Raw genomic sequence first — 23,376 nt, 5'->3', positions numbered from 1 at the left:
GCCGGTAGGTCAGTCCCGCTTGAGCCGCTTCGGGCCGGTCGGCAGCGGCGGGAGCGTGGGAGGCGGCGTGCCCGGCGTCGTACCCGCGTCCACCATCCACGCCAGGTCCACTCCGTCGACGAGCTCCTCGAGGCGCACGGCGGCGTCGGGGTCCTCGACCCGCACCAGCCACGCCCGGTCCTCGCTGTCGTCCTCTCCGGCGAAGCCCTCGCGGTGCAGGTACGCCGCGTAGCCCTCGGCGTGCAGCGCGGCGAGCACCTCCTCCGCGTCGTCGCCCTCGTCGAAGTGCGCCTCCGCCGGCTCCGAGGTGCCCGTACGACGCAGCAGCGCGGCGAGCTCTGGGAGGAACGGCCGGTCGGCGTCCAACCAGGGCACGGTGTCGAGCTCGTCCGGACCGAGCCACCGCAGCAGGTCGTGCTCGGTCGGTTCGGGCTCGCCGGACACGATCTCGCCGACGTGGGCCCGCAGGACCAGCCCGCCGGGCAGCGCGACCTCCCCTGCGAGCCGTCGGCCGACGGCCACGTCGCACCCGAGCTCCTCGGCCACCTCGCGCCGGGCTGCCTCGATCTCCGACTCGCCCGGCTCGACCTTGCCGCCCGGGAGCTCCCAGCCGCCTGCCGCCGCCGCGGGGCGGGTACGCCGTGCCGCGAGCACGCGCCCGTCGCGCACGAGCGCCACGCCCACGACGACGCGCACGGGTTCGGTCACGGGATCCACAAGCGGCGAGACTAGCGCGGACCCGGCACGGCGGCGCCACGGCGACGTGCGATTCGCGTCCCGCGGCCGGTTCCGCCCCCGCCTGCGCAGAATCGCACGTCCGGGCGGTCTTACCGATCCGCGCCCGCCGTGCCGAGCGCGTACGGTCGGAGGATGGACCAGTCCGAGCTTCCCGACACCGTCCTGCCCGAGGCCGAGATCGCGTCCGCGCTGGAGTCGCTGCCCGCGTGGGTCCACGACGGCAACACGATCGTGCGTTCGGTCCGCGCACCCACCTACCTCGACGGCATCGCGCTCGTCGACGCGGTGGCCGCGGCCGCCGAGACCGTCAACCACCACCCGGACATCACCATCCGCTGGCGCGACATCACCTTCACGCTCTCCACGCACTCCTCGGGCGGCCTGTCGGCGCGCGACTTCGCCCTGGCCGCGCAGATCGACGCGATCGCCGAGGCGGGCGGCGAGGCCTGAGCCGCTCCCCCGGGCGACGCGCGCGGCGTGGGACGCTAGGTCGGTGACTCACGCGCACAGCCATCTCGGACCGGGCGAGGACCTCGACCACGGGAGACGCGGCCTCGCGATCGCGCTCGCCGTCGTCGTCGGACTGCTGGGCGTGGTGCTCGCAGTCGCGGTGTGGATCCTGTGGCCTGCCGCCGACGAGGTCGCGAAGGCCCCCAACCCCTACGGCACGCAGGGCGTCAGCATCGTCTCCGCCACCGTGACCGACGTCCGTGCCGTCGACTGCGGCGGCGGTGCCGTGGGGCCCGACGGTCTCCCCGCCGTCCAGGGCGACTGCGGCGAGCTGCTCCTCCGGACCGCGGACGGCGAGTCGGCCACCGTGACCGTCCAGCCGGCGGTGTTCCGGACCGGCGTGGAGGTCGGCGATGCCGTGGACCTCGTGCGCGTGCAGCCGGAAGGCACCGACGAGGCGACGTACGAGTTCCTCGACTTCGACCGCGGGATGCCGCTGGTGTGGCTGGCGCTCGCCTGCGCGCTCGTGATCGTCCTCGTCGCGCGCTGGCGTGGGCTGCTCGCGATCGCCGGCGTGATCGGGACGATCGGGGCGATCGTGGTCTTCGTGCTCCCCGCGCTGCTGGCCGGTGAGAATCCGCTGGTCGTCGCGGTCGTGGGCTCGAGCGCGATCATGCTCGTGGTGCTCTACCTCGTGCACGGGATCTCGATCCGGACCACCGCGGCGCTGTTCGGCACGTTGTCCGGCGTCGCGATCACCGCGGTCCTCGGCTGGCTGACCACCGGGTGGACCCACCTCACCGGGATCTCGTCGGAGGACGACCAGATCCTGATGGCCGTCGCGGGCCAGATCAGCCTGTCCGGCGTCGTGACTGCCTCGATGGTCATCGCGGGGCTCGGCGTGCTCAACGACGTCACCGTGACCCAGGCGAGCGCGGTCTGGGAGCTGCGCGCCGCCCAGCCGGGAGCGAGCCGCCGCAGCACGTTCGTGTCGGCGATGCGGATCGGCCGGGACCACATCGCGTCGAGCGTCTACACGCTGGTGTTCGCCTACGCGGGGACGGCGATGACGGTGCTGCTGCTCATCACCGCGTACGACCGCTCGCTGCTCGAGATCGCGGGCACCGAGCAGGTCGGCGCCGAGATCGCGCGCACCCTCGTCGGGCTCATCGGCCTCGTCCTCGCGGTCCCGATCACCACCGCGATCGCCGCGGCGCTGGCGCCCGGCCCCTCGGAGGAGCCGCCGGCACGCCACGCCGACGCCGTCACCGCGGGTCCCGAGCCGCAGGCGGTGTGACGCCGCTCAGGCGACGCCCACGACCTGGTACGCCGCGTCGAGCGCGACGAGGTCCGCCGGTCCTCCGACCGTGATCGCACCGCCGCCGTCCAGGCCCAGCACCGCAGCCGGGGTCGTCGAGGCCGCGCGCGCGACCGCGGCGGGATCGAGCTCCAGCACGCCCAGCGCACGGCGTACCGCGGAGTCCATCGTCAGCGTGCTCCCCGCGATCGCACCGGTGTCCGCGAGCCGGGCCGTGCCGTCGGCGACGTCGACAGCCAGACCCCCGAGCTCGTAGCGTCCGTCGCGGGCCGCGGCCGCCGCCATCGCATCGGTGACGAGGACGCCCCTGTCCCCGGCATCGAGCAGGAGGCGGTGCGCCCACGCGTCGTGCAGGTGGACGCCGTCGAGGATGACCTCGAGGCGTACGCCGGGGGCCTCGAGCGCCGCCACGATCGGGCCGGGCGCGCGGTGGTGGATCGGGAGCATGGCGTTGGACGCGTGGGTCAGGACGGTGGCGCCTCGGGCGAACGCCTCGCCCGCGAGCGTGTAGTCCGCGTCGGTGTGCCCCACCGCGGCGACGACGCCCTCGGCGACGAGCTGCTCGATCGCGTCGAGCCCGCCACGGAGCTCCGGGGCGAGCGTCACCATCCGGACGAGCCCGCCCCCGGCCGCAAGCAGCGTCGCGACCGCCTCGGGCGTCGGGAACGTGAGCGCCTCGGGATCGTGCGCACCCCGGTGGTCGGGCGACAGGAACGGGCCTTCGAGGTGGATCCCGCGGACGGGACCGAGCTCGCCGGACCGGATCGCCGACGCGAGTCCCTCGACCTGCGCGGCGAGCACGTCCACCGGGGCGGACACCAGGCTCGCGAGCATCGCGGTGGTCCCGTGGGCGGCGTGGGTCCGGGCCGCCGTGCGCGCGGCGTCCAGGCCGTCCTCGAACGACGCCCCTCCGCCGCCGTGGCAGTGGACGTCGACGAACCCGGGGAGGACCAGGGCGGGCGCGCCGGGCACGGGACCGTCGTTGCGGCCGACCGCCGTGACGACACCGTCACGGTGCTCGACCCAGCCGTGCTCGACGACGCCGTCGGGCAGGACGACACGGTCGGCGTCGACATGCGCGGGCAGGGACGTCGCGTGAGGGGTCACGGCGACAGCCTAGAGCCGCTGCCGCACGACCGTCGTCCGGACGCGGAGCCGCAGCCTAGCATCGGACGCATGAGCACCGGGACCGGATCGCACGTCGCACGGGTCGCGGGCCCGCTGATCGCCTCGGTGGTGGTGCTGCTCTTCGCGCTACCGCTCGCGTGGATGCTGGCGTACTTCATGAACGACGACATCCAGGCGGGCGACCACGTCGTCTTCCTGGCCGTCCCGATCCTCGAGCTCGGGGTCACGGGCCTCGTCGCCGGGCTGATCATCGGGCGGTCCGCCGACCTGTCGTACGGCCGTGCGGTGGCCGGCGCGCTGGCGCTCGTGCTCGTCCCGCTGCTCGCCGTGACCGCCGTGTACGCCCTGCTGAGCCTCACCCCGCTCTTCGACGACGCGATCGGCCGGTCCGCGAGCAACGGGGTGTGGATCGGCGTGGCCGCAGCCGCTGTCGTGCTCGCCGTCCTCCTCGTCCGGGTCGGGGCGCGGCTCGTACGTCCGGGGGCCCGTGCCGGGAGCCCGCTCGGTTCGGAGCAGACGTCCGCCTAGCATCGGACTCATGAGCGTCATCAAGATCAACGCGATCACCGTCCCTGCCGACTCCGGTGACGAGCTCGCCCAGCGCTTCGCGGCCCGCACCGGCGCCGTCGACGGCGTGGACGGGTTCGAGGGCTTCGAGCTCCTCAAGCCGACCGACGACCGCACCGTCTGGCTCGTCATCACGCGCTGGCGCGACGAGGAGGCGTTCGAGGCGTGGAAGACCTCCCCCGCCTTCGCGCACGGGCACCGCGGGGTTGCCGCCGGCGAGCACGCGGGTGCGCACGGCCACGCCGGTCACGGCGAGGGCGGTCACGCCGGCGAGCACGCGGGCCCGCACGGCCACGGCGGCGAGCACGCCGGTGGCCACGGGCACGGCGGCAAGGGTCCGGTCGGCGTCAGCGCCGAGCTGTGGTCGTACGAGGTCGCGGGCGGGACCGGCACCTCCTGACCGGACCGGCCCGTCCCGGCCTCGCACGCAGGCGGGGCCCTGTCAGCTCCAGGCGGCCATCTGCTGCAGGATCTCCGGGCCCCGCCGGTCCAGGATGGCTCCGCCCTTGCGGATTCCCACGGCCAGCGCAGCCGCGCCGGAGCCGAGCCCGATCACGACGGTGAGCACCGTGGCCCACACCGCCCCGGTCGTCATCGCGACGACGAGCGCGACCAGCGTCGGCGCGGACAGGAGCGCGACGACCAGGATGCCGACGGTCTGCCCCACGAACACCGCCGTCGTCCCGCCCTGCGGCTGCGCGAACATGCCCTCGCCGGGCTTCGGGACCGGGTAGACGTACGACGCCGACAGCACCGACGACGCGCCGGCCGCGACGAGCAGCACCCCGAACGAGGCGCCCGCGACCGCGATCAGCATGTCCCACCGGTCGACGGCCCACACTCCACCGACCACGAAGACCAGCACGATCGGCAGCGACAACGTCAGCACCGCCATCACGCGCCCCGCTCGGTCGGCCGCGCCGCGGACCCCGGAGACGAGGTGCAACCACAGCGCGGTGTTGTCGTACGCGAGGTCGGCCGAGATCGCGAACCCCATGACGTACGCGATGACCGGGGCGATCCAGAGCAGGCTCTGGTTGCCCTCGAGCCCGCCGAACACGATGAACGGCACCGGCACGAACGGCACGAACGCGATCGAGCCGGCGTAGCGGGGATCCCGCTGCCAGTACGTCAGGCAGCGTGCCGCGATCGCGCCCGTGCGCGTGCCAGGGAACCGGTCGAGCCACCCGTAGCCCTGCGCCTGCGCCGCAGGTCCGTGCGACGGCGGGCGCTCGAGCGTACGAGCCAGCGCCGCACCCCAGGCCGCGAGGAGGAGCGCGAGCGATGCCAGCGTCACCGCGACCCGTCCGAGCGCGGCGAGCCAGTCTCCGGCGGCGACGTCGCCCGGCAGCGACCACGGCGCCCCCAGCGGCGTCCAGGCCAGGACGTCGGCGACCTGCGGCACCCACGTGTCGACGCCGGAGACGTCGTCGAACGCCCTGCCGATCAGCGGACCGAGCATGATGATCGGGACGACCACCACGACCACGGCGACCTCACGGAAGCGGCGCCAGTCGAGCAGCGGTGCCATCACCGCCGTGATCGCGCGCGACCCGACCGCGCAGACGGCGAGGCCGAGGACCGCTCCGACGACGGCAGCGAGGAACGCGAGCGGCGCGTCCCACCACGCGAGCGCCGTCGACAGTCCCGAGAGCAGCGTGGCCGCACCAGGCACCCCGATCATGCCCGCGACCGCGAGTCCGACGAGCAGCTCGCGACGCGGGATCGCGTACGTCTGGAACCTCCGCGGGTCGAGCGTCGCGTCGAGGCCGAACGCGAGCAGCGGCACCAGCCACCACCCCAGCACGACGACCGATCCGCCCACGACGAGCCAGGTGCGGGCCTCGTCCTGGGGCAGGAACGACAGGCCGATCGAGCCCGCCGCCACCATGACGACGACCGAGAGCGCGTAGAGCGCCGCGAGGACGAACCCGACGGTCTGCCAGACCGAACGACGGAACCCGTTGAGGACCAGGGTCAGCTTGAGCCTCAGGAGGACCGCAACCACGACAGCCCTCCCGTGGTCTGCGCTCCGCCGACGAGCTGCACGAACCGGTCCTCGAGCGACTCGCCCGCGCGGACCTCGTCGACGGTGCCGGACGCGAGCAGGAGCCCGCGGGCGATGACCGCGACGTGGCTGCACATGCGCTGCACGAGGTCCATCACGTGCGACGAGACCACGACCGTGCCGCCGCTCGCGACGAACTCGGTGAGCAGCTCGCGGATCCCGGCCGCCGACACGGGGTCGACCGACTCGAACGGCTCGTCGAGCACCACGACGCGCGGCGCGTGGACCAGGGCGGACGCCAGCGCGACCTTCTTGGTCATGCCGGCCGAGTAGTCGACGACCAACGTGTCGGCCGCCTCCGCGAGACCGAGGGCGCCCAGGAGGTCGTACGTGCGCGAGCGCACCGTCTCGCGGTCCAGCCCGCGCAGCTCGCCGGCGTACGCGATGAGCTGCGCGCCGGTGAGCCGGTCGAACAGCCGCAGCCCGTCCGGGAGGACGCCGAGCTGCTGCTTGGCGGCGACGGGATCGCGCCACACGTCGACCCCGTGGACCGAGACGTGGCCGAGGTCGGGGCGCAGCAGCCCCGTCGCCATGGAGAGCGTGGTCGTCTTGCCCGCCCCGTTGGGGCCGACGATCCCGTAGAACGAGCCGGACGGGATGTCCAGGCTCACCCCGCCGACCGCGAGCTTGTCGCCGAAGGACTTGCACAGGTTGCGGATCGAAAGGGCGGCACGAGAGTCGAGCGGGGCGTCGGTGGTGGGCGGGGCGTACGGCGGGGGCACAGGTCCGGGCTGGGCGCGGGGGACGTCCGGGGTGGACAACTCTCAGCTCCTCGAGGGGGTCGGCGACGCCTCTACGGTAAGCGGCGGTGGTGTCAGAGTCCGACGGGTACGCCCGACCGGTGACCGGCGGTCCGATTTGTTAGTTTCGTCGTGTCCGGACACCCGGGTCCGGGCTGCTCAGAGGGGGAATGAGCGCGTGCGCAGAGGCAGTCGACCAGGTCCAGCCAGGTGGCTCGCGCTCGCGGCCGCCGTACTCCTCGCCGCAGTCCCTGCCGCGGTCGGCGCGCCCGCCCAGGCGCAGGTCCCGGGGACGCTGTCGCTCTTCAAACGCATCGAGAACCTCGACACCGGCGCCAGCGAGGGTCGGCGGCAGCTCTGGGAGATGCACGCGGTCCACAACGCGACCGGTGAGGAGTTCTCCGGCGACGGGCTCAACGGGTTCCAGAGCCGCACCGTGCCCGACGGCGACTACACGATCTCGGAGAGCGGCGGCGTCGACGGCTACCGCTTCCAGGACTGGGAGTGCAGCGACGGTTTCACCTCCACCGACCCGACGCCCACGATCACGGTCCCGCCCGGCGGCAACGTCACGTGCACCGTGGACAACGAGGCCATCCAGTCGCACATCACCCTGGTGAAGGTCGTCGAAGGGGGCTCGGCCTCGCCGTCGGACTTCCAGCTCACCGCCCAGGGCCCGAACAACATCACCGGGCCCGGCAACTCCGCGGCCGTCACGAACCAGCCGGCGCGCATCGGCACCTACACCTTGTCCGAGTCGGGACCGACCGGCTACACGGCCGGCGCCTGGACGTGCGAGGCCGCTGCCGCCGACGGAACCGTCGCGGACCTGCCGGTGACCAACGGCCAGATCACGGTCGAGCTCGACCAGAACATCACCTGCACGATCACCAACTCCGCGAACCTGCCCCACCTCACCTTGGTGAAGGAGGTCGTCAACACCGGCGGCGGCACGGCGGCTCCCGGTGACTGGACCCTCACGGCGAGCGGTCCGGGCCAGGTGCTCTCGGGGACCAGCGGATCCTCCGACGTCAGCAACGTGAGCGTCGAGGAGGGCACGTACGACCTCAGCGAGTCCGAGGGCCCGGCCGGGTACGACGCGAGCGACTGGGTGTGCCTGAACCGCGGCGAACCCGTCGCTGCTCCCGGCGGGTCCGTGACGGTCGACGAGGACGACGACATCACGTGCACCGTCACCAACACCTGGACCGGCGGCGTGCTCACCCTGCTCAAGAGCGTCGAGGGTGGCAGCGCTCCCCCGTCGTCGTGGACCCTCAGCGCGACCGGCGACGACGCGACCCTGTCTGGGTCGAGCGGGGTGTCGGGGGGCCTGCCGGCAGGCGCGTACGACCTGGCGGAGGACGACGGACCGAGCGGCTACGACCTCAGCGGCTGGGCGTGCACACCCGCCGACGCGCTGACGGGCACCACGGTCACGATCGCGGCCGGGAGCGCGGTCACCTGCACGGCCACCAACACCTGGGTGCCGCCGCACCTGACCCTCAGGAAGGTCGTCGTCGGAGGCCCCGACGCCGCCACGGACTGGACGCTCACCGCAGACGGTCCGGACGGCTTCACGATGAGCGGCGCCACCGGGAGCAACGACGTCAGCTCGGTGACGGTGCCCGTCGGCACGTTCACGCTGAGCGAGTCCGGCCCCGACGAGGACCTGTACGACGCCAGCGCGTGGTCCTGCACGGTCGACGGCGAGCCGGCGACGGTGACCGACGACCAGATCGCGATCGAGCCCGAGCAGGACGTGGTCTGCACCATCACGAACACCTGGGCAGGGTCGTACCTCACGCTCGCGAAGAGCCTCGACAACGGCGACGGCGGCGCGGCCGCCGCGACCGACTGGACGCTGGCCGCCGACGGCTCGACCTCGTTCTCCGGCGCGACCGGGTCGCCCGAGGTCACCCGCGTCCCGGTCGCGCCCGGGACGTACGCGCTGTCCGAGAGCGACGGCCCCGCCGGCTACACCTCCGACGGATGGACCTGCACCGGCGGCACGCTCACCGGGGACGCGGTGACGCTGGCCGCGGACGACGACGTCACGTGCACCGTGGCGAACGGCTGGGTCGGCGGGTTCCTCACGCTGATCAAGGTCGTCGACCCCGAGACCGCCTCGCCCGGGGAGTGGACCCTGACGGCCACCGGCGGCGCGTCGACCGACGGCACGACGCTCTCCGGCCCGAGCGGCAGCGCGTCCGTGACGCGCGTGCCCGTGCCGCCCGGTGGGTACGCGCTCGCCGAGTCGGGGGGACCGGACGGCTTCGCGCTCGTGGGCTGGGAGTGCGAGGGCGGCGTGGTGGAGGGTGCCACGGTCGGCGTGCCGGAGAACGGCGACGTGACCTGCACGGCCACCAACCGATGGACCGGGCCGATCCTGACCCTCGAGAAGCGGGTGCTCGGAGACGGCACCGCAGTCCCCACGGACTGGACGCTGACCGCGACCGGGCCGACGAACCTCTCCGGGGTGTCGGGCTCGCGGGCGGTGACACGCGTGCCGGTCACGGCTGGCACGTACACGCTGGCGGAGTCCGGCGGGCCGGATGGCGACGAGGAGTACGTCGCCGACCCGTGGGAGTGCTTCGGCGGCGGCGTCCTCGAGGGAGACGACACCGTCACGCTCACCGACGGCGAGGAGGTGACGTGCCGGATCACCAACGAGCTGGACGAGGACGACGAGCCGACCGAGCCCACGTCGCCTCCCACGACGCCACCGACGACGGAGCCCAGCTCGCCACCCACGACGGAGCCCAGCTCGCCGCCCACGACCGGGCCGAGCCCCTCGACAGCCACGTCGCCGACACCGGCACCGACATCACCCAGCGGCTCGGGCGGGTCGGGCGGGTCTGGTGGCACCGGCGCGACGGAGGGCACCGGCGCCCTTCCGGGCACGGGCGCCACGGTGGCCGCCTCGGCGATCCTTCTCGGCGCCGCACTGCTCGTCGGCGGTGGTGCACTGCTGCTGATCGGGCGCAAGCGCCGCGACCACGGACGCGAATGACGCTCCCCGCTGGCCGGGACGCGGTCGTCGTGCGCAGTAGCCTCGACGCGTGACCGTCGTCCTGGATCTGCCGTTCACCGGCCGGTGGCTCGTCCAGAACAGTCCCGCCCGCCGCGTCCCCAGCCACGGCACCGACCTCATGGGCACCCGCTACGCGATCGACTTCGTCGGCGTGGACCACCAGGGTCGTACGGCGCCGGTGCGGGACTGGCGGACGTTCCTCGCGACCGAGCCGCCCGAGCGCTTCTTCGCCTACGGCCGACCGGTCCTCGCCCCCTGCGACGGCACCGTCGTCGAGGTGCACGACGGCGAGCCCGACCACGCGGCGCGCCGATCGCAGGTCGCCCTGGTGCCGTACGCGCTGGGGCAGGCGTCGCGCGTACGACGCGGGCCGTACGCGATCGCCGGCAACTACGTGACCCTCGCCCACGGCGACGCGTTCGTGACGCTCGTCCACCTGCGCAACGGGTCGCTCCGGGTCCGGGCCGGCGACGCGGTCACGACGGGCAGTCCGCTCGGCGCGTGCGGCAACTCCGGCAACTCGACCCAGCCGCACGTCCATGTCCAGGTCACCGACGGCCGTGACGTCGCGACCGCTCGAGGGGTGCCGCTGGCTTTTCGCGCCTACCGCGAATGGCCTCGCCGCGGTGGAGGCCCGGCCGTGCGCGACGCGGGCGTCCCCGCCGAGCGGTCCGTTGTCGAACCGCTCCGCCCGGACTGAGGGTCGCGCGCTCGTGCGCGCCGTCGCTGCCCGTCCCTAGTCCGTCAGGTGCCGGCGCAGGCGGAGCAGGAGCCCGCCCGTGACCGCAAGGAGCACTCCCACGACGGCCGGCAGGAGCGGCGTACCGCCCGTGTTCGGCAGCGGCGGCTCGTCGCCGACGGGCGTGTCCGGGGTGTCCGGGCCGTCCGGGGTGTCCGGGCCGTCCGGAGGCGTGTCCGTCACGCGCTGCGGGTTGGCGCAGGTCGAGCTCTCCTGGGGATACGTGACCGTGGTCGAGTACGTCGGGTTCACGTCGAAGCGCACCGTGATGCCCTTGCGGGTCCACGCGAAGTTGCCGTCGGTCTCGACGTACGTGCCGTCCGGCAGCATCCTCCAGCCCGGCCACTGGAGGGGCTCCGTCGCCGACGCCCCCGGCCACAGCAGCCGCCCGCTGAGCGGCTGACCCGACACGACGTAGTCGTCGCCGTCAGGGTTGACGAAGGTGATCGTGACCGGGTTCGCGGGGACCTCGTGCAGGCCCGGCGGCAGGGTGACGGCGTAGGAGAGGTACGGAACGGCGCTCACGCACTGGGACGCGATGTCGCCGGGGACCAGGCCGCAGTTCGCGGCGTCCTCGGTCTCGGTCCACTCGGTCACCGCGCCGGGCGGCAGCGCGTAGCCGTCGTCGACGACCAGCGTGACCGTCTGCGTCCCGTCGGGGCCGACGGTGACGTCGAAGTGGTAGTGCTCGCCGTCCGGCGGCACGTCCCAGCTCCCGGCGACCTCGCAGCTGTCCGTCCACACCGGCGCCGGCGGCTCGACGACGCACTCCTCGTCGGAGTCGGTCTCGGTCCACTCCGTCACGGTCTCCTCGGGGAACGTGTAGCCCTCGTTCGGCGTGGCCGTGACGGTGATCGAGCCGTCCTCGTTGACCGTCTCGGTGTAGGTGTAGGCCTCGGTGTCGGTGAACTCCCACGACCCGTTGCCCGGGCCGCAGTCGTCGACCCAGACGGGTGCCGGCGGCACGACGTCGCAGTCCGGGACGGTCAGCGTGATCGTGAGCTCGGCACTGCCTCCCTTGCCCATCACGACCCAGCCGTCCGGCAGGTCGCTGGAGAACACCGGCTTGGGGTCGGCGGTGGTGGAGAGGACGGCCCGGACGATGTACGTCTTGCCCGGCTCGACGGTCGTCGCAGGGGCGCCCGTCTCGGCGTCGATCAGCGTGTACGACACGAGCGCGGTGTCGGCGGGCAGCGTGATCGAGGGGGGCGTGGGACCGTTCTCGCCCTTGCCCTTGCAGGTCGCCTGGACGACCGTCGGGTTCGCCGGGGTCACCTCGCCCTTGCCCTTGCCGTCGCCGGGGTCGCCCTTGCCGCCGTCGTCGTCGTCCGGCGTACCCTTGCCGCCGTCATCGTCCGGCGTACCCTTCCCACCGTCGTCGCCCTTGCCGTCGTCTGCCTTCGGCTCCTCGGGCTCGTCACCCTTGACCGGTTCGGCGGGTGGGTCCACAGCCTCGCCGGCGTCGGACTCCTCCGACGGGGCAGCCTCGGCAGCGTCAGGCTCGCTGGCCTGAGCGTCGGATCCGGCAACTTCTTGCGACGCGCCTTCGCCGCCACTGTCGTCGGCGAACGCGACGCTCACGTGAATGCCCACGGACAACAGCACAGCCACGAGCACGACCAACAGCTTCTTCATCCGGGGGCCCCCTCCGCGAAACGGTTGACTGAGGTAAGCACGGGTCGGGGTCCGGCCGTGGCGGAATGTTCAATCTTTGTCTCATCTGTCCTGCCCGATCTCAGGACGCACGCCGCCCGACGCTGCCAGACTTCGGCCGTGCCACTGCCACGAGTCGTTGCGTCTGTGTTGATCGTCGCCGCCGGGGTGCTTGCGCTCGCCGCGGTCGTCCTCGCCGCCGACAACCCGGACGTGCCCGCCGACCCCAGCTGGGACGGGACCGCGAGCTACACGTGCCTGGCGCCGTACGATGCCGTGCTGCTGAACGAGCGCGACACCCCAGGCGGCGAGCAGCCGCCGGACTACGACGAGCTGGTGCGGACGTGTCGCCAGGCACAGGTCGAGCGATTCACCCTCGCGGTCGGCGCCGCCCTCGCGGCCGCCCTGCTCGTCGGCGCCGCGTGGGCTGTCGACCGTCGCCGGCCGCGAAGTGACGCGAAGTGACGCGCTCGCAGACCCTGCGAGGTGCCACCATGGCTCCATGTCTGCGCTACGAGTCCTGGGACGGGTGACCGGTACGACCTGCATCGCGATCGGAGGCATGCAGCTGGTCGCCGGCGTCCGCGGGGAGCCAGGCCTTTCCGACGACGCGACGACGGACTCCTACGTACGGTTCATGGGCCCGGTGTTCGCCGGCTACGGACTCAGCTGGCTCGATGCCGCGTCCGGCGAGGAGCCCGACCTGAACCGGATGCGCGTCCTCGCCTGGCTCATGGCTGCCGGCGGCGTCGGGCGGCTCGCGACCCGCGCCACGCTGGGTCGACCGCACCGCTTCCACGATCTGCTGCTCGCCGTGGAGCTCGCCGCCCCCGTGCTGGTGGAGGCGTTGGGGCGCCGCGACGCCGCTGCGCGGTGATCCGGCGCTCCGCCCCGTGAGGTGACCTCAGCCCGAGGTCTCAGCGCCCCAGCCGTCGTACGTCCCGCCGTGCGCCTCGACGACGTCGACGACCTCGGCGAGGAAGCGCCGTACGTCGTCGTCCTCGAGCGCCTCGGAGCGCGCGGCACACACGTGGGTCTTGAGGCCCGAGCGCCCGTGAGCCACGTCGAAGCCCCGATCGACCAGGACCTCTGCCGCCGCCACCGCGCTCGCCTTGCGCCGGAAGTAAGCGAAGTGCTCGACCTCTCGCGCAACCGAGAGGTCGTCGCCGAGCCGGAGGCGTTCGGCCTTCTGCGCCTCCCACATCGGGTCGAGCTCGTCCAGATTCTTCATCCGAGCAGTCTGCCCGTCTCCGCTACACGTTGAAGCGGAACTCCACAACGTCGCCGTCGGCCATCACGTAGTCCTTGCCCTCCATGCGGACCTTGCCGGCCGACTTCGCGGCGTTCATCGAACCGGCCTCGACCAGGTCGTCGTACGAGACGATCTCGGCCTTGATGAAGCCCTTCTGGAAGTCGGTGTGGATGACCCCGGCCGCCTCGGGTGCCGTCGCGCCCTTCTTGATGGTCCACGCGCGGGCCTCCTTCGGGCCGGCGGTGAGGTAGGTCTGCAGGCCGAGGGTCTCGAAGCCGACACGCGCCAGCACGTCGAGGCCAGGCTCCTCGACACCCATCTCGGTGAGCATCTCGCGCGCCTCCTCCTCGTCGCCGAGCTCGACCAGCTCGGCCTCGATCTTGGCGTCGAGGAAGACGGCCTCGGCGGGCGCGACGATCTCGCGCATGCGGGCCTTGAGCTCCTCGTCGGCGAGCTCGTCGGTGTCGCAGTTGAAGACGAACAGCTGGGGCTTGGCCGACAGGAGGTGGAGGTCGCGCAGCGGCTCGGGGTCGAGGCCGGCGGCGAACACGCCGGTGCCCGCCTCCAGGTGCGTACGCGCCTGCTGGACGGCGGCGACCTTCGGGACGAGCTCCTTGTCCTTCTTCGCGTCCTTCTCCAGGCGCGGGAGGGCGTTCTCGATGGTCTGGAGGTCGGCGAGGATCAGCTCGGTGCGGATCGTCTCGATGTCGTCGCTCGGCGACACCTTGCCGTCGACGTGGGTGACGTCGGGATCGCGGAAGACACGCGTGACCTGGCAGATCGCGTCCGACTCGCGGATGTGGCTAAGGAACTTGTTGCCCAGGCCCTCCCCCTCCGACGCGCCGCGCACGATGCCGGCGATGTCGACGAACTGGACGGTCGCCGGGAGGACCCGCTCGGACCCGAAGATCTTGGCGAGCTCGTCGAGCCGCGGGTCGGGGACGCCGACGACGCCGACGTTGGGCTCGATCGTCGCGAACGGGTAGTTCGCTGCGAGGACGTCGTTCTTGGTGAGGGCGTTGAAGAGGGTCGACTTGCCCGCGTTGGGGAGACCGACGATGCCGATGGTGAGTGCCACGAGGAACTAGCGTACGGGGCGCGCCCGACGGCCTGCCGCCCAGTCGTCGCGCGTGGTGACGAAGATGTGGCCGTCGCCGTCGTACCAGGGGTCGTCGCGGATGCCGGTGTCGTGGAACCCGAGCCGCACGGCGATCGCCGCCGACGGCTCGTTGTCGGCGAACATGTCGCACCACACGCGGTCCACCAGCGGCGTCCCCTGCTCGCCGTCGAAGTGTTCGTACGCCGCGTCGAGCAGCGCGCGAGCCGCCTCCGTCGCGTAGCCGCGGCCGGTCGAGTCGGGGTGCAGGTGCCACCCGACCTGCAGCTCGGCCGGGTCCGTACGAGGAAGCGTGGTCAGCATCACCGTCCCGACGACCAGGCCGGACTCCGCGACCTCGACCGCGAGCCCGAGGCAGCGGGGGTCGTTCTCCGGGAGCGCGTTGAGGTCGCTCATCCACGTGCGAGCCTGGTCGAGCGTCTCCATCGGGACGTGCGGCGGGTCGCCGAGCCAGCGGATGACGTCGTACCGGCTCTGGATGTCGAGCACCCGCGGCGCGTCGTCGGCCTTGTACGGCCGCAGGACCAGCCGCTCGGTCCGGATCGGCAGCGCGAGCGTGGTGCGAGGAGGCAGGACGGTCACCCCACGTTCGTACCATCCGGGTCCGACCCTGCGCCGACGAGCGCGTCGCCGAGCTCCGAGCGCAGGTAGAGGACGGACCGTCCGTGACGCGCGCTGGTGAGCAGCCCGGCGTCGCGCATCGCCCGCAGGTGCTGGTTGACCGCGGGCGTCGTGACGCCGAGCCGCCCCGCCAGCTCGGTCGAGGACGCCGGCACCGCGAGGGCCGTCAGGAGGCCGGCCCGGGTCGCGCCGAGCAGCTCGGCGAGCACCTTCGGAGAGCGTCGCGGCTGGGCCTGCCAGAGCGTGCCGGCGCCGCGTGCGCCGTACATGATCATCGGCGGCTCGTCCTCTGCGATCGGCACGCTCGCTCCGCGGGTGAACAGGCTCGGCACCAGCGTGAGGCCTTCCCCGCGGGTCGGGCGCCGCGAGCGCAGCCGCGAGTTGAGGCGGACGCGGACGACGTCGCCGTCCAGCGTGACCCGGTCGCTCAGCCCGTCGAACATCGCCGCCACGCCCTCGTTCGCCGTGACGTGCCCGCGGTAGACGATGTCGGCCTGCAGGACCGTCCGCATGCGGGGCCACCAGGGGGCGAAGCACGCGTCCCAGTACGTGCGGAGCGCGCGCAGCATCCGGGTGCGGACCTCGTCGGCGGGGCCGCGCAGGGCGTGCGGGAGGCGACCTGGGTGCACGGCGCGGAGGTCGTGGCGGAGGCGGTCGTCGCCGACCTTCGCGACGACGCGGAGCTCGTCGTCGATGCGGGTCAGCGGCGTGTACGGCCGGGGCGTGAGGAAGTCCGGCGTCGACAGCGCCTCGTTGGTCAGCGCGCGGAGCATCGCGGTGTCGAGGCCGGCTCGCGCCGCCTGCGTCGCACGGAGCCACGGCAGGTGGACGGGGTAGCGTCCCGGCTCGCGGAACGTCCGCAACGACAGCGTCAGCTCGTTGACCGGCGAGATCGCGAACCGGACCTCCGCGAGGTCCCACCCGCTCAGCTCGTACTCGAGGATCCCGCCGATCATGAAGTCATACGCTATATCTGTTTGGTTTCTCCGGGCAATCGGGGACAACTGTCCTCGTGATCGAGACCTTCCTCCCCCGCGACCGCGTCGCGCGTTCGCTGACCTTCAGCACGATGGCCTTCGCGCTGTCGAGCGGCGTCTTCTACACCGTCAGCGCGCTCTACTTCACGCGCGTGATCGGCCTCGACGCGACGACGGTGGGTCTGGGCCTCGGCATCGCCGGAGGCGCCGGCGTGCTCGCCTCGTACGGCGCCGGCTGGCTCTCGGACCGGGTCGGCGCCCACCACGTCCAGTCGTGGGCGGTGACGCTGAACGGCGTCGCGATGCTCGCCTACACGGTCGCGGCCGACGCGCTGGTCTTCACGCTGGTCGCCTGCCTCGCGGTCGCGATGCGCTCCGCCCAGGGGACGGCCAAGCAGGCGATGCTCGCCCGCTGGTACACCGGCCCCGACCGGGTCGCCGTCCGCGCGCGCATGCGGGTCGTGACCAACGTGTTCATCGGGCTCGGCACGGTCGTCGCGGCTGCGGCGCTGCTGGTCGGCTCCGCCGCGGCGTACCAGGCCGCGATGGTGTCGGTCGGCGTGCTGCTCCTCGCGGCGGCGGTCCCCCTGGTACGGCTCCCGCGCGTGGTGCCCGAGCTCGCGGCGCGGATGGTCGAGACGGCACCGGAGCCCGTGGGCGCCGCGACGCCGGACGGGGGCTCGTCGCCCGCCGGGGGTTCGTCGCCGTGGAGGGACCGCACGTACGTGGCCAGCGTGGTCCTCAACGCCGTCGTCGCGATGCACTTCGGGCTCCAGACCGTCGGTGTCCCGCTCTGGATCGCCACGACCGACGCGCCGACCGCCATGGTGTCCGTGCTGCTCGTCCTCAACACCGCGATCGTGGCCGCGCTGCAGGTCCGGGCCTCGCGCGGCACGCACGACGTCCGCCGCGCCGGGATCGCGGTCCGGCGGGGGTCGTGGCTGCTCGGGGGCGCGTGCGTGCTCTACGCGGCCGCGGGGTACGGCGACGTCCTGACCGCCTGCGCGCTCCTCGTCGTCGCCGCGACCGCGCACGCCCTCGGCGAGATCCTCGGAGAGGCCGGCGGCTGGGGCATGTCGTTCGAGCTGGCCGACCCGCGGCGCGCCGGGGCGTACCAGGGCCTGACCCAGACGGGGTACGCCGTCGCCTCGATGATCGCCCCCGCGCTGGTGACCGCGACCGCGATCGAGCACGGGACGGTGGGGTGGCTCGGGCTCGCGGCGCTCTTCGTCGCGGCCGGGACCGGTGCCGCGTGGGTCGCGCGCCACGCCGCCGCGACGCGGACGGCCACCTCCGCAGAACTGTCGGTGGAGGCTGCCACGCTGACCGCATGACGCTCCTCCTCGTCGCTCTCCTCGCCCTGCTCGCGGGCCTCGCCGCCGGCGTCGTCCTCGGCAGCGGCCTCCTGCGCCGCCAGGACGCGGCGACCGCCGACCACGTGCAGCTCTCCGCGCACGCGACGGCGCAGGCGGTGGGGCCGGTCAAGGAGAGCCTCGACCGGTTCGACAGCCGTCTGCGCGACCTCGAGTCCAGCCGGGTCGCCTGGCACAGCCAGCTGCGCGAGCAGGTCGAGCAGGTGCGCGCGACGAGCGAGTCATTGCGTCGCGAGACCGCGGCCCTCTCGACGGCGCTGCGCAAGCCGCAGGTGCGGGGGCGTTGGGGCGAGATGCACCTTCAGCGCGCCGCGGAGCTCGCCGGCATGGTCGACCGCTGCGACTTCGACCTCCAGACGACCGTCCGTGACGACGGCGCGGCCCTGCGTCCCGACATGGTCGTTCACCTCGCCGGTGACAAGCAGGTCGTCGTCGACTCCAAGGTGCCGCTCGACGCGTTCCTCGACGCCACCGAGGCCGAGGACGACGACGAGCGCGCCGCGCACCTCGCACGACACGCGCGACAGCTCCGCACCCACGTCAACGGGCTCGCCTCCAAGGCCTACTGGCGTCAGTTCTCGACGTCGCCGGAGTTCGTCGTCCTGTTCGTCCCGGGCGAGGCGTTCCTGTCGGCCGCGCTCGAGACCGACCGCACGCTCATCGAGGACGCCGCCGGCAGGCGCGTCGTCCTGGCGACGCCGACGACGCTGATCGCGCTGCTGCGCACCGTCGGCTTCGCGTGGACGCAGTCGCAGCTCGCGGACGAGGCACGGCAGGTGCACGAGCTGGCGCGCGAGCTCTACGAGCGCCTCGGCACGCTCGGCAGCCACGTCGGCAAGGTCGGCCGCAGCCTCGACGCCGCCGTCCGCGCCTACAACGGTGCGGTGGGCTCGCTGGAGACCCGCGTGCTCGTCACCGCGCGCCGGATGTCGGAGCTGCACGCGCCGGAGACCGACATCCCGGCGCCGGCGCCGGTCGAGGCCCTCGCGCGCCCGCTGCAGGCGCCCGAGCTCGTCGACCGGATCGTCGAGGAGATCACCTCCGCCGAGGTGGCCCGTGCCGAGGAGACCGCCCGCAGCGCCGACGCGAGCGATCCTGACGGCGGCACGGCGCGCCGTACGGGGTGATCGGGGCACCACGCCCTAGCGTGGAGACGTGCAGCAGTGGGCACGGCTCTCACGCGGTCCTCGACGACCGACGCCACGCCACCGCAAGGCGTGGACGGCCCGCGCCGCCGAGTACGACCTCGCGGCGCGTGGGGTGGTCGTCGTCGCCGTCGTGACCGGATTCTCGGCCGCCTGGCTCGAGATCGCGACGACCGGCAGGCTCGGCTGGTTCTTCGACGTGATGTTCGTGCTCGTGTCCGCGACCAACGCCCTGGCCGCGTCCCGCGACGCGCTCTACGCCCCTACGGTGGTGCCGCCGTTGGTCATGCTGGCCGTGCTCGTGGTCGTGGCGATCGCCCGCCCGACCGCGGTCGACGAGCCCGGCACGCCGCCCGACGCGTCCCTGGTGCAGCTGGTCGTGGTCGCGCTCGTCCACCACGCCCTCGCGCTCGTCGTCGGACTCGCCGCCGCGCTCGGCATCGTGGGCTGGCGCGGTACGTCCGTCGCGCACTGACCGCCCGTGCCGCCCACGCACGCGGCGGTGAGTCCGGTCCCACCGCGGTTCAGCCGCGTGGGACCAGGCTCACCGCCGAGGCGTGGCGCGGCGTGGTCGTGACGATCAGCTGAGCGCCTTGGCCTTCAGCTGGTCGAACTCGGCCTGCGTGATCGTGCCGGCGTCGAGCAACGCCTTCGCCGTCTCGATCTGGTGCGCCGGACTCGCGTGCCCGGCAGTCTGCTGGATGTACTGGTCGGTCTCGGCCTTCGCCGCCCTCATCGCAGCGGCCTGCCGTTCGGCCATGCCGGTGCCACGGGCGATCAGGTACACCAGCGCGGTGAGGAACGGGAAGATGATCAGGAAGACCACCCACACCGCCTTCAGCCAGCCGCTCAGGTCCCGGTCGCGGAACAGGTCGGTCAGGATCTGGAACAAGATGATCAGGTAAGCGACGAAAACGAAGCTCCAGACCAGGATCCAGAAGAAGTCCCAGAAGTCGTCCATGTGTGGCCCTTTCAACGAATTCACCGACGCACCACAGCGTCGTTGAGTGAACTCTCGCGCCGACCCGACCCGGTCGGCATCGCCCGGCCGGGGTGATTCTGGGACGTCAGGCGGCCTCGCGCTGGTGGGCGTAGTCGGTCCGCCGCTCGCGCACCGGCCGACCGATCCCCTCGGCGATGACGCGCAGCTCCTCGACGGTCTTGGCCGAGCCGTGCTGCGACCCCGCCATGCGGCTGATCGTCTCCTCCATCAGGGTCCCGCCGAGGTCGTTCGCGCCGCCCTGCAGCATCAGGCGGGTGCCGTCGACCCCGAGCTTGACCCAGGACGTCTGGATGTTGTCGATGCGCCCGTGCAGCATGATCCGCGCGAGCGCATGGACCGCGCGGTTGTCGCGCAGCGTCGGCCCCGGCCGGGCGACCCCGGCGAGGTAGATCGGCGCGTTGGTGTGGATGAACGGCAGCGCGACGAACTCGGTGAACCCGCCCGTACGCTCCTGCACCTCCGCCAGCGTCCGCAGGTGACCGACCCAGTGACGCGGGTTGTCCACGTGGCCGTACATCATCGTCGAGCTCGACCGGATGCCGAGCGAGTGCGCCGTCTCGACGACCTCGATCCACTGCGCCGCCGGCAGCTTGCCCTTGGTCAGCACCCACCGCACGTCGTCGTCGAGGATCTCCGCCGCAGTCCCCGGGATGGTGTCGAGCCCGGCCTCGCGCAGCTCGGTCAGCCAGTCGCGGATCGAGCGGCCCGCCTTCGCCGACGCGGTCACCACCTCCATCGGGCTGAACGCGTGGACGTGGATGCCCGGCGACGCCGCCTTCACGGCGCGCACGATGTCCGCGTACGCCGACGGGCCGAGGTCGGGCGAGATCCCGCCCTGCAGGCAGATCTCGCTCGCGCCGAGCGCGGCTGCCTCGCGGACCCGGTCGCCGATCTGGTCCAGGGAGAGCGTGTACGCGTCCGCGTCGGACTTGCGCTGCGCGAACGCGCAGAACCGGCACCCGACGTAGCAGACGTTGGTGAAGTTGATGTTGCGGTTCACGACGTACGTGACGTCGTCACCCACCGCGTCGCGTCGCAGGTCGTCCGCAAGGCGGCACACCGCGTCGAGCGCGGGCCCGTCGGAGGTCATCAGCGCGAGGTAGTCCGCATCCGACAGACCCGCGGGGTCGGCCTCGGCGCGCGCCAGGGCCGTACGGACGTCGGCGTCGAGGCGCTCGGGGACCGAAGGCAGGCCGAGCGGCTCCGAGGTCCGCGACGCGTGCTCGCGCACCTCGTCCCAGTCGCCGTACACACCGGCGCTCTGTCCATTCTCGGCGTCGCCGAAGTCCGAGCGCCGGTCCGCGCTGCGCCCGACCGTGTCGACCTCGACGTGCAGCTCCGTACGACCTGCGGCCTCCATCGGCGTCTCGGGCTCCTGCCACGGACGACCGGCCACGGGCGCGTCCGCGTCGGCGAGACCGTCCGGCGCCGCGAGCGCCGACACGTGCGGGATCAGCCGGGAGTCGAACCACGGCCGCTCCCCCGACAGCGTCTCCCGCACGAAGCGGGGGTGCGCGGTCAGCCGCTCCGCCAGCCGCAGCCCCGACTCCGCGGTCCAGGCCGCGAGGTCGTCGATCTGCGGCCACGGGCGCTCGGGGTTCACGTGGTCCGGCGTCACGGGGGAGACGCCGCCCCAGTCGTCCACGCCGGCCGCGAGCAGCGGGGCGATCGAGGCCGGGTCGGACAGGTTGGGCGGCGCCTGCAGCGTCACCGACGGGCCGAGCACCACCCGCGCCGTCGCCAGCGTCGCGAGGTACTCCTCGACGCCGAGGTCGGGCTCGTTGCGCATCGCCGTGTCGTCCTTGGCGCGGAAGTTCTGGACGATGACCTCCTGCACGCCGCCGTACGTCCTCGCGATCCGCCGCAGCTCGAACAGCGCGTCGACGCGCTCGGCCACCGTCTCGCCGATGCCGACGAGGATGCCGGTGGTGAACGGGATGCCGATGCGGCCGGCGTCCTCGAGCACGCGGAGGCGCAGGGCGGGATCCTTGTCCGGCGACGCGTAGTGCGGGCCACCCGGCTCGGACCACAGGCGCGTCGCCGTCGTCTCCAGCATCATCCCCATCGACGGCGCCACCGGCTTGAGCCGCTGGAGCTCCGCCCACGACATCACGCCGGGGTTGAGGTGCGGGAGCAGACCGGTCTCCTCGAGGACGCGGATCGCCATCGCGCGGACGTAGGAGAGGGTGTCGTCGTAGCCGTGCTCGTGCAGCCACTCCGCCGCCTGCGGCCAGCGGTCCTCGGGCCGGTCACCCAGCGTGAACAGTGCCTCCTTGCAGCCCTGCGCCGCACCTTGCGCCGCGATCGCGACGATCTGGTCGGGCGAGAGGAACGGCTGCTCGACCCGGTTGGGCGTGGTCGCGAAGGTGCAGTAGTGGCACCGGTCCCGGCACAGCCGGGTGACGGGGATGAAGACCTTGCGCGAGTACGTCACGACACCGGGGCGCCCGGCCGCGACCATCGCCGCGTCGCGGACCCTGGTGGCGACGTCGCTCAGTCGCTGCAGGTCGTCGCCGCGCGCGGAGGCGAGCGCCACCGCCTCGGCATGGTCGAGGGACTTCCCGGCCTCGGCGCGGGCCAGCGCCCGTCGGATCTCACGGTCGCTCGTCATGATCGCCTCATCGTAAACGCCCTCCGGGACGCGTGAGACGATGCGTCACACTGCGGAACCCCTCCGGACCGAAGGACATCATGACTCACCACATCGCCGTCGTCGGCGGGACCGGGCCCCAGGGCCGCGGACTCGCGTACCGCTTCGCCCTGGCCGGGCACACCGTCGTGATCGGGTCGCGATCGGCCGAACGCGCGGGCGAGAAGGCCGAGGAGATCGCGGCTCGGGTCGCCGAGAACGGCGGGACGGGCACCCTGACCGGCGCCACCAACGCCGACGCGGCCGCCGCTGCGGACGTGGTGCTGCTGGCGGTGCCGTGGGACGGGTACGACGCGCTGGTCGCCGAGCTCGCCCCGGCCCTCGACGGCAAGGTCGTGATCAGCTGCGTGAACCCGCTCGGCTTCGACGGGAACGGGCCGTACGGCCTCACGCTGCCGGAGTCGGCCGCCGAGGGCACCCAGCGGGCGGTGCCAGGCGCGAAGGTCGTCGGCGCGTTCCACCACCTCGCCGCGCTGTCGCTGTGGAAGACCCCGGAGCCGCTGTCGCACGAGGACGTGCTGGTCTGCGGGGACGACACGGAGGCGAAGGACCTCGTCGCGGACCTCGCGCGTACGGTCACCGGCTTCCGCGGCGTCGACGCCGGGTCCCTGCGGATCGCGCGTCAGCTCGAGCCGTTCACCGCCGTGCTGATCAACGTGAACAAGCGCTACAAGGTGCGTTCGGGGCTGCACCTCGCCGGCCTCCCCGAGGACGCCCGCGCCTGAGCCCGTCCCCGCCCCCGCCGCGTCCGCGCCGGCCCCGTCCGCGTTGTGAAGGGTTGCGGTTGGTTCGCGCATGCCGCAATC

Annotated in this window: 23 protein-coding genes; 12 read left to right on the top strand and 11 right to left on the bottom strand. The window is 73.0% G+C overall.

The features are described 5' to 3' along the window. Positions 1–9: 9 nt before the first annotated feature. Positions 10–708: an NUDIX domain-containing protein gene (locus ACQSSQ_RS04590; RefSeq protein ID WP_431325852.1), complete on the bottom strand. Its 699-nt coding sequence runs from the start codon at positions 706–708 to the stop codon at positions 10–12. A gap of 162 nt (positions 709–870) precedes the next feature. Between ACQSSQ_RS04590 and ACQSSQ_RS04585 the strand changes: the two genes are divergently transcribed. Further along, positions 871–1,188, top strand: coding sequence for a 4a-hydroxytetrahydrobiopterin dehydratase (locus ACQSSQ_RS04585; RefSeq protein WP_431325851.1), 318 nt, complete (start codon positions 871–873; stop codon positions 1,186–1,188). A gap of 43 nt (positions 1,189–1,231) precedes the next feature. Further along, on the top strand, positions 1,232–2,485 hold the full coding sequence (locus ACQSSQ_RS04580; protein WP_431325850.1) for a YibE/F family protein: 1,254 nt from the start codon (positions 1,232–1,234) through the stop codon (positions 2,483–2,485). Between the two features lie 6 nt (positions 2,486–2,491). On the opposite strand, the gene nagA is transcribed toward ACQSSQ_RS04580, so the two are convergent. Continuing rightward, on the bottom strand, positions 2,492–3,613 hold the full coding sequence (gene nagA, locus ACQSSQ_RS04575) for an N-acetylglucosamine-6-phosphate deacetylase (protein ID WP_431325849.1): 1,122 nt from the start codon (positions 3,611–3,613) through the stop codon (positions 2,492–2,494). Between the two features lie 69 nt (positions 3,614–3,682). On the opposite strand from nagA, the gene ACQSSQ_RS04570 reads away from it, so the two are divergent. Further along, the gene (locus ACQSSQ_RS04570; RefSeq protein ID WP_431325848.1) at positions 3,683–4,162 is read left to right on the top strand and encodes a hypothetical protein; all 480 of its coding nucleotides are present in this window, start codon (positions 3,683–3,685) and stop codon (positions 4,160–4,162) included. Positions 4,163–4,172: 10 nt separating this feature from the next. Then, positions 4,173–4,601 carry an antibiotic biosynthesis monooxygenase family protein gene (locus ACQSSQ_RS04565; RefSeq protein WP_431325847.1) on the top strand — a complete coding sequence of 143 codons (429 nt, stop codon included), beginning with the start codon at positions 4,173–4,175 and terminating at the stop codon, positions 4,599–4,601. A gap of 42 nt (positions 4,602–4,643) precedes the next feature. Here ACQSSQ_RS04565 and ACQSSQ_RS04560 read toward each other — a convergent pair whose 3' ends face one another. Then, complete coding sequence (locus ACQSSQ_RS04560; RefSeq protein WP_431325846.1) at positions 4,644–6,209, bottom strand: hypothetical protein; 1,566 nt, start codon at positions 6,207–6,209, stop codon at positions 4,644–4,646. Then, positions 6,191–7,030: an ABC transporter ATP-binding protein gene (locus tag ACQSSQ_RS04555; RefSeq protein WP_431325845.1), complete on the bottom strand. Its 840-nt coding sequence runs from the start codon at positions 7,028–7,030 to the stop codon at positions 6,191–6,193. The genes ACQSSQ_RS04560 and ACQSSQ_RS04555 overlap by 19 nt, the downstream gene beginning before the upstream one ends. 157 nt (positions 7,031–7,187) lie before the next feature. On the opposite strand from ACQSSQ_RS04555, the gene ACQSSQ_RS04550 reads away from it, so the two are divergent. After that, entirely contained in the window at positions 7,188–10,019 is a 2,832-nt protein-coding gene (locus ACQSSQ_RS04550; RefSeq protein WP_431325844.1) for a prealbumin-like fold domain-containing protein, read from the top strand. A gap of 49 nt (positions 10,020–10,068) precedes the next feature. After that, a complete protein-coding gene (locus ACQSSQ_RS04545; protein ID WP_431325843.1) occupies positions 10,069–10,740 on the top strand; it encodes a M23 family metallopeptidase in 672 nt (223 codons plus the stop codon). A 36-nt stretch (positions 10,741–10,776) separates the two neighbouring features. Here the strand turns inward: ACQSSQ_RS04545 and ACQSSQ_RS04540 are convergent, their stop codons facing one another. Then, positions 10,777–12,414, bottom strand: a complete 1,638-nt coding sequence (locus ACQSSQ_RS04540; protein WP_431325842.1) for a hypothetical protein — start codon at positions 12,412–12,414, stop codon at positions 10,777–10,779. Between the two features lie 165 nt (positions 12,415–12,579). Between ACQSSQ_RS04540 and ACQSSQ_RS04535 the strand changes: the two genes are divergently transcribed. Continuing rightward, the gene (locus ACQSSQ_RS04535) at positions 12,580–12,897 is read left to right on the top strand and encodes a hypothetical protein (protein ID WP_431325841.1); all 318 of its coding nucleotides are present in this window, start codon (positions 12,580–12,582) and stop codon (positions 12,895–12,897) included. A 37-nt stretch (positions 12,898–12,934) separates the two neighbouring features. Beyond that, positions 12,935–13,309: a DUF4345 domain-containing protein gene (locus ACQSSQ_RS04530; protein ID WP_431325840.1), complete on the top strand. Its 375-nt coding sequence runs from the start codon at positions 12,935–12,937 to the stop codon at positions 13,307–13,309. 27 nt (positions 13,310–13,336) lie between these two features. Here ACQSSQ_RS04530 and ACQSSQ_RS04525 read toward each other — a convergent pair whose 3' ends face one another. The 4 genes from ACQSSQ_RS04525 to ACQSSQ_RS04510 are packed head-to-tail and all read right to left on the bottom strand — an operon-like array spanning position 13,337 to position 16,378. After that, positions 13,337–13,663 carry a ribonuclease E inhibitor RraB gene (locus ACQSSQ_RS04525; protein WP_431325839.1) on the bottom strand — a complete coding sequence of 109 codons (327 nt, stop codon included), beginning with the start codon at positions 13,661–13,663 and terminating at the stop codon, positions 13,337–13,339. Between the two features lie 22 nt (positions 13,664–13,685). After that, positions 13,686–14,762, bottom strand: a complete 1,077-nt coding sequence (gene ychF, locus ACQSSQ_RS04520) for a redox-regulated ATPase YchF (protein ID WP_431325838.1) — start codon at positions 14,760–14,762, stop codon at positions 13,686–13,688. Between the two features lie 6 nt (positions 14,763–14,768). After that, positions 14,769–15,383, bottom strand: coding sequence for a GNAT family N-acetyltransferase (locus tag ACQSSQ_RS04515; RefSeq protein ID WP_431325837.1), 615 nt, complete (start codon positions 15,381–15,383; stop codon positions 14,769–14,771). Then, the gene (locus ACQSSQ_RS04510; protein WP_431325836.1) at positions 15,380–16,378 is read right to left on the bottom strand and encodes an ArsR/SmtB family transcription factor; all 999 of its coding nucleotides are present in this window, start codon (positions 16,376–16,378) and stop codon (positions 15,380–15,382) included. The genes ACQSSQ_RS04515 and ACQSSQ_RS04510 overlap by 4 nt, the downstream gene beginning before the upstream one ends. Before the next feature lie 56 nt (positions 16,379–16,434). Here ACQSSQ_RS04510 and ACQSSQ_RS04505 point away from each other — a divergent pair, with 56 nt between their 5' ends. Genes ACQSSQ_RS04505 through ACQSSQ_RS04495 form a run of 3 tightly spaced genes read left to right on the top strand, consistent with a single transcriptional unit; the run spans position 16,435 to position 19,392 of the window. Beyond that, positions 16,435–17,733, top strand: coding sequence for an MFS transporter (locus ACQSSQ_RS04505; RefSeq protein ID WP_431325835.1), 1,299 nt, complete (start codon positions 16,435–16,437; stop codon positions 17,731–17,733). Next, positions 17,730–18,899 carry a DNA recombination protein RmuC gene (locus ACQSSQ_RS04500; RefSeq protein WP_431325834.1) on the top strand — a complete coding sequence of 390 codons (1,170 nt, stop codon included), beginning with the start codon at positions 17,730–17,732 and terminating at the stop codon, positions 18,897–18,899. The genes ACQSSQ_RS04505 and ACQSSQ_RS04500 overlap by 4 nt, the downstream gene beginning before the upstream one ends. Positions 18,900–18,927: 28 nt before the next feature. Continuing rightward, positions 18,928–19,392 (top strand): DUF6542 domain-containing protein, encoded by a 465-nt coding sequence (locus ACQSSQ_RS04495; protein WP_431325833.1) that lies wholly within the window; start codon positions 18,928–18,930, stop codon positions 19,390–19,392. A gap of 105 nt (positions 19,393–19,497) precedes the next feature. On the opposite strand, the gene ACQSSQ_RS04490 is transcribed toward ACQSSQ_RS04495, so the two are convergent. Together ACQSSQ_RS04490 and ACQSSQ_RS04485 are read right to left on the bottom strand one after the other, a co-directional pair. After that, complete coding sequence (locus ACQSSQ_RS04490; protein WP_431325832.1) at positions 19,498–19,878, bottom strand: SHOCT domain-containing protein; 381 nt, start codon at positions 19,876–19,878, stop codon at positions 19,498–19,500. 106 nt (positions 19,879–19,984) lie between these two features. Next, a complete protein-coding gene (locus ACQSSQ_RS04485; protein ID WP_431325831.1) occupies positions 19,985–22,531 on the bottom strand; it encodes a bifunctional FO biosynthesis protein CofGH in 2,547 nt (848 codons plus the stop codon). 80 nt (positions 22,532–22,611) lie between these two features. On the opposite strand from ACQSSQ_RS04485, the gene npdG reads away from it, so the two are divergent. Further along, positions 22,612–23,295 (top strand): NADPH-dependent F420 reductase, encoded by a 684-nt coding sequence (gene npdG / locus ACQSSQ_RS04480; RefSeq protein ID WP_431325830.1) that lies wholly within the window; start codon positions 22,612–22,614, stop codon positions 23,293–23,295. The last annotated feature ends 81 nt before the right edge of the window (positions 23,296–23,376 follow it).

This window comes from Mumia spirodelae (genome assembly GCF_050632745.1).
Classification (GTDB): domain Bacteria; phylum Actinomycetota; class Actinomycetes; order Propionibacteriales; family Nocardioidaceae; genus Mumia.
Note: the sequence above shows the minus strand (reverse complement) of the source record. Positions and strands in the feature narration are given on the sequence as shown.

Coding starts and splice junctions, on each gene's coding strand:
- ACQSSQ_RS04585 (WP_431325851.1), top strand. CDS start 871: ATGGACCAGTCCGAGCTTCCCGACACCGTCCTGCCCGAGGCCGAGATC.
- ACQSSQ_RS04570 (WP_431325848.1), top strand. CDS start 3,683: ATGAGCACCGGGACCGGATCGCACGTCGCACGGGTCGCGGGCCCGCTG.
- ACQSSQ_RS04565 (WP_431325847.1), top strand. CDS start 4,173: ATGAGCGTCATCAAGATCAACGCGATCACCGTCCCTGCCGACTCCGGT.
- ACQSSQ_RS04540 (WP_431325842.1), bottom strand. CDS start 12,414: ATGAAGAAGCTGTTGGTCGTGCTCGTGGCTGTGCTGTTGTCCGTGGGC.
- ACQSSQ_RS04530 (WP_431325840.1), top strand. CDS start 12,935: ATGTCTGCGCTACGAGTCCTGGGACGGGTGACCGGTACGACCTGCATC.
- ACQSSQ_RS04525 (WP_431325839.1), bottom strand. CDS start 13,663: ATGAAGAATCTGGACGAGCTCGACCCGATGTGGGAGGCGCAGAAGGCC.
- ACQSSQ_RS04510 (WP_431325836.1), bottom strand. CDS start 16,378: ATGATCGGCGGGATCCTCGAGTACGAGCTGAGCGGGTGGGACCTCGCG.
- ACQSSQ_RS04500 (WP_431325834.1), top strand. CDS start 17,730: ATGACGCTCCTCCTCGTCGCTCTCCTCGCCCTGCTCGCGGGCCTCGCC.
- ACQSSQ_RS04490 (WP_431325832.1), bottom strand. CDS start 19,878: ATGGACGACTTCTGGGACTTCTTCTGGATCCTGGTCTGGAGCTTCGTT.
- ACQSSQ_RS04485 (WP_431325831.1), bottom strand. CDS start 22,531: ATGACGAGCGACCGTGAGATCCGACGGGCGCTGGCCCGCGCCGAGGCC.
- npdG (WP_431325830.1), top strand. CDS start 22,612: ATGACTCACCACATCGCCGTCGTCGGCGGGACCGGGCCCCAGGGCCGC.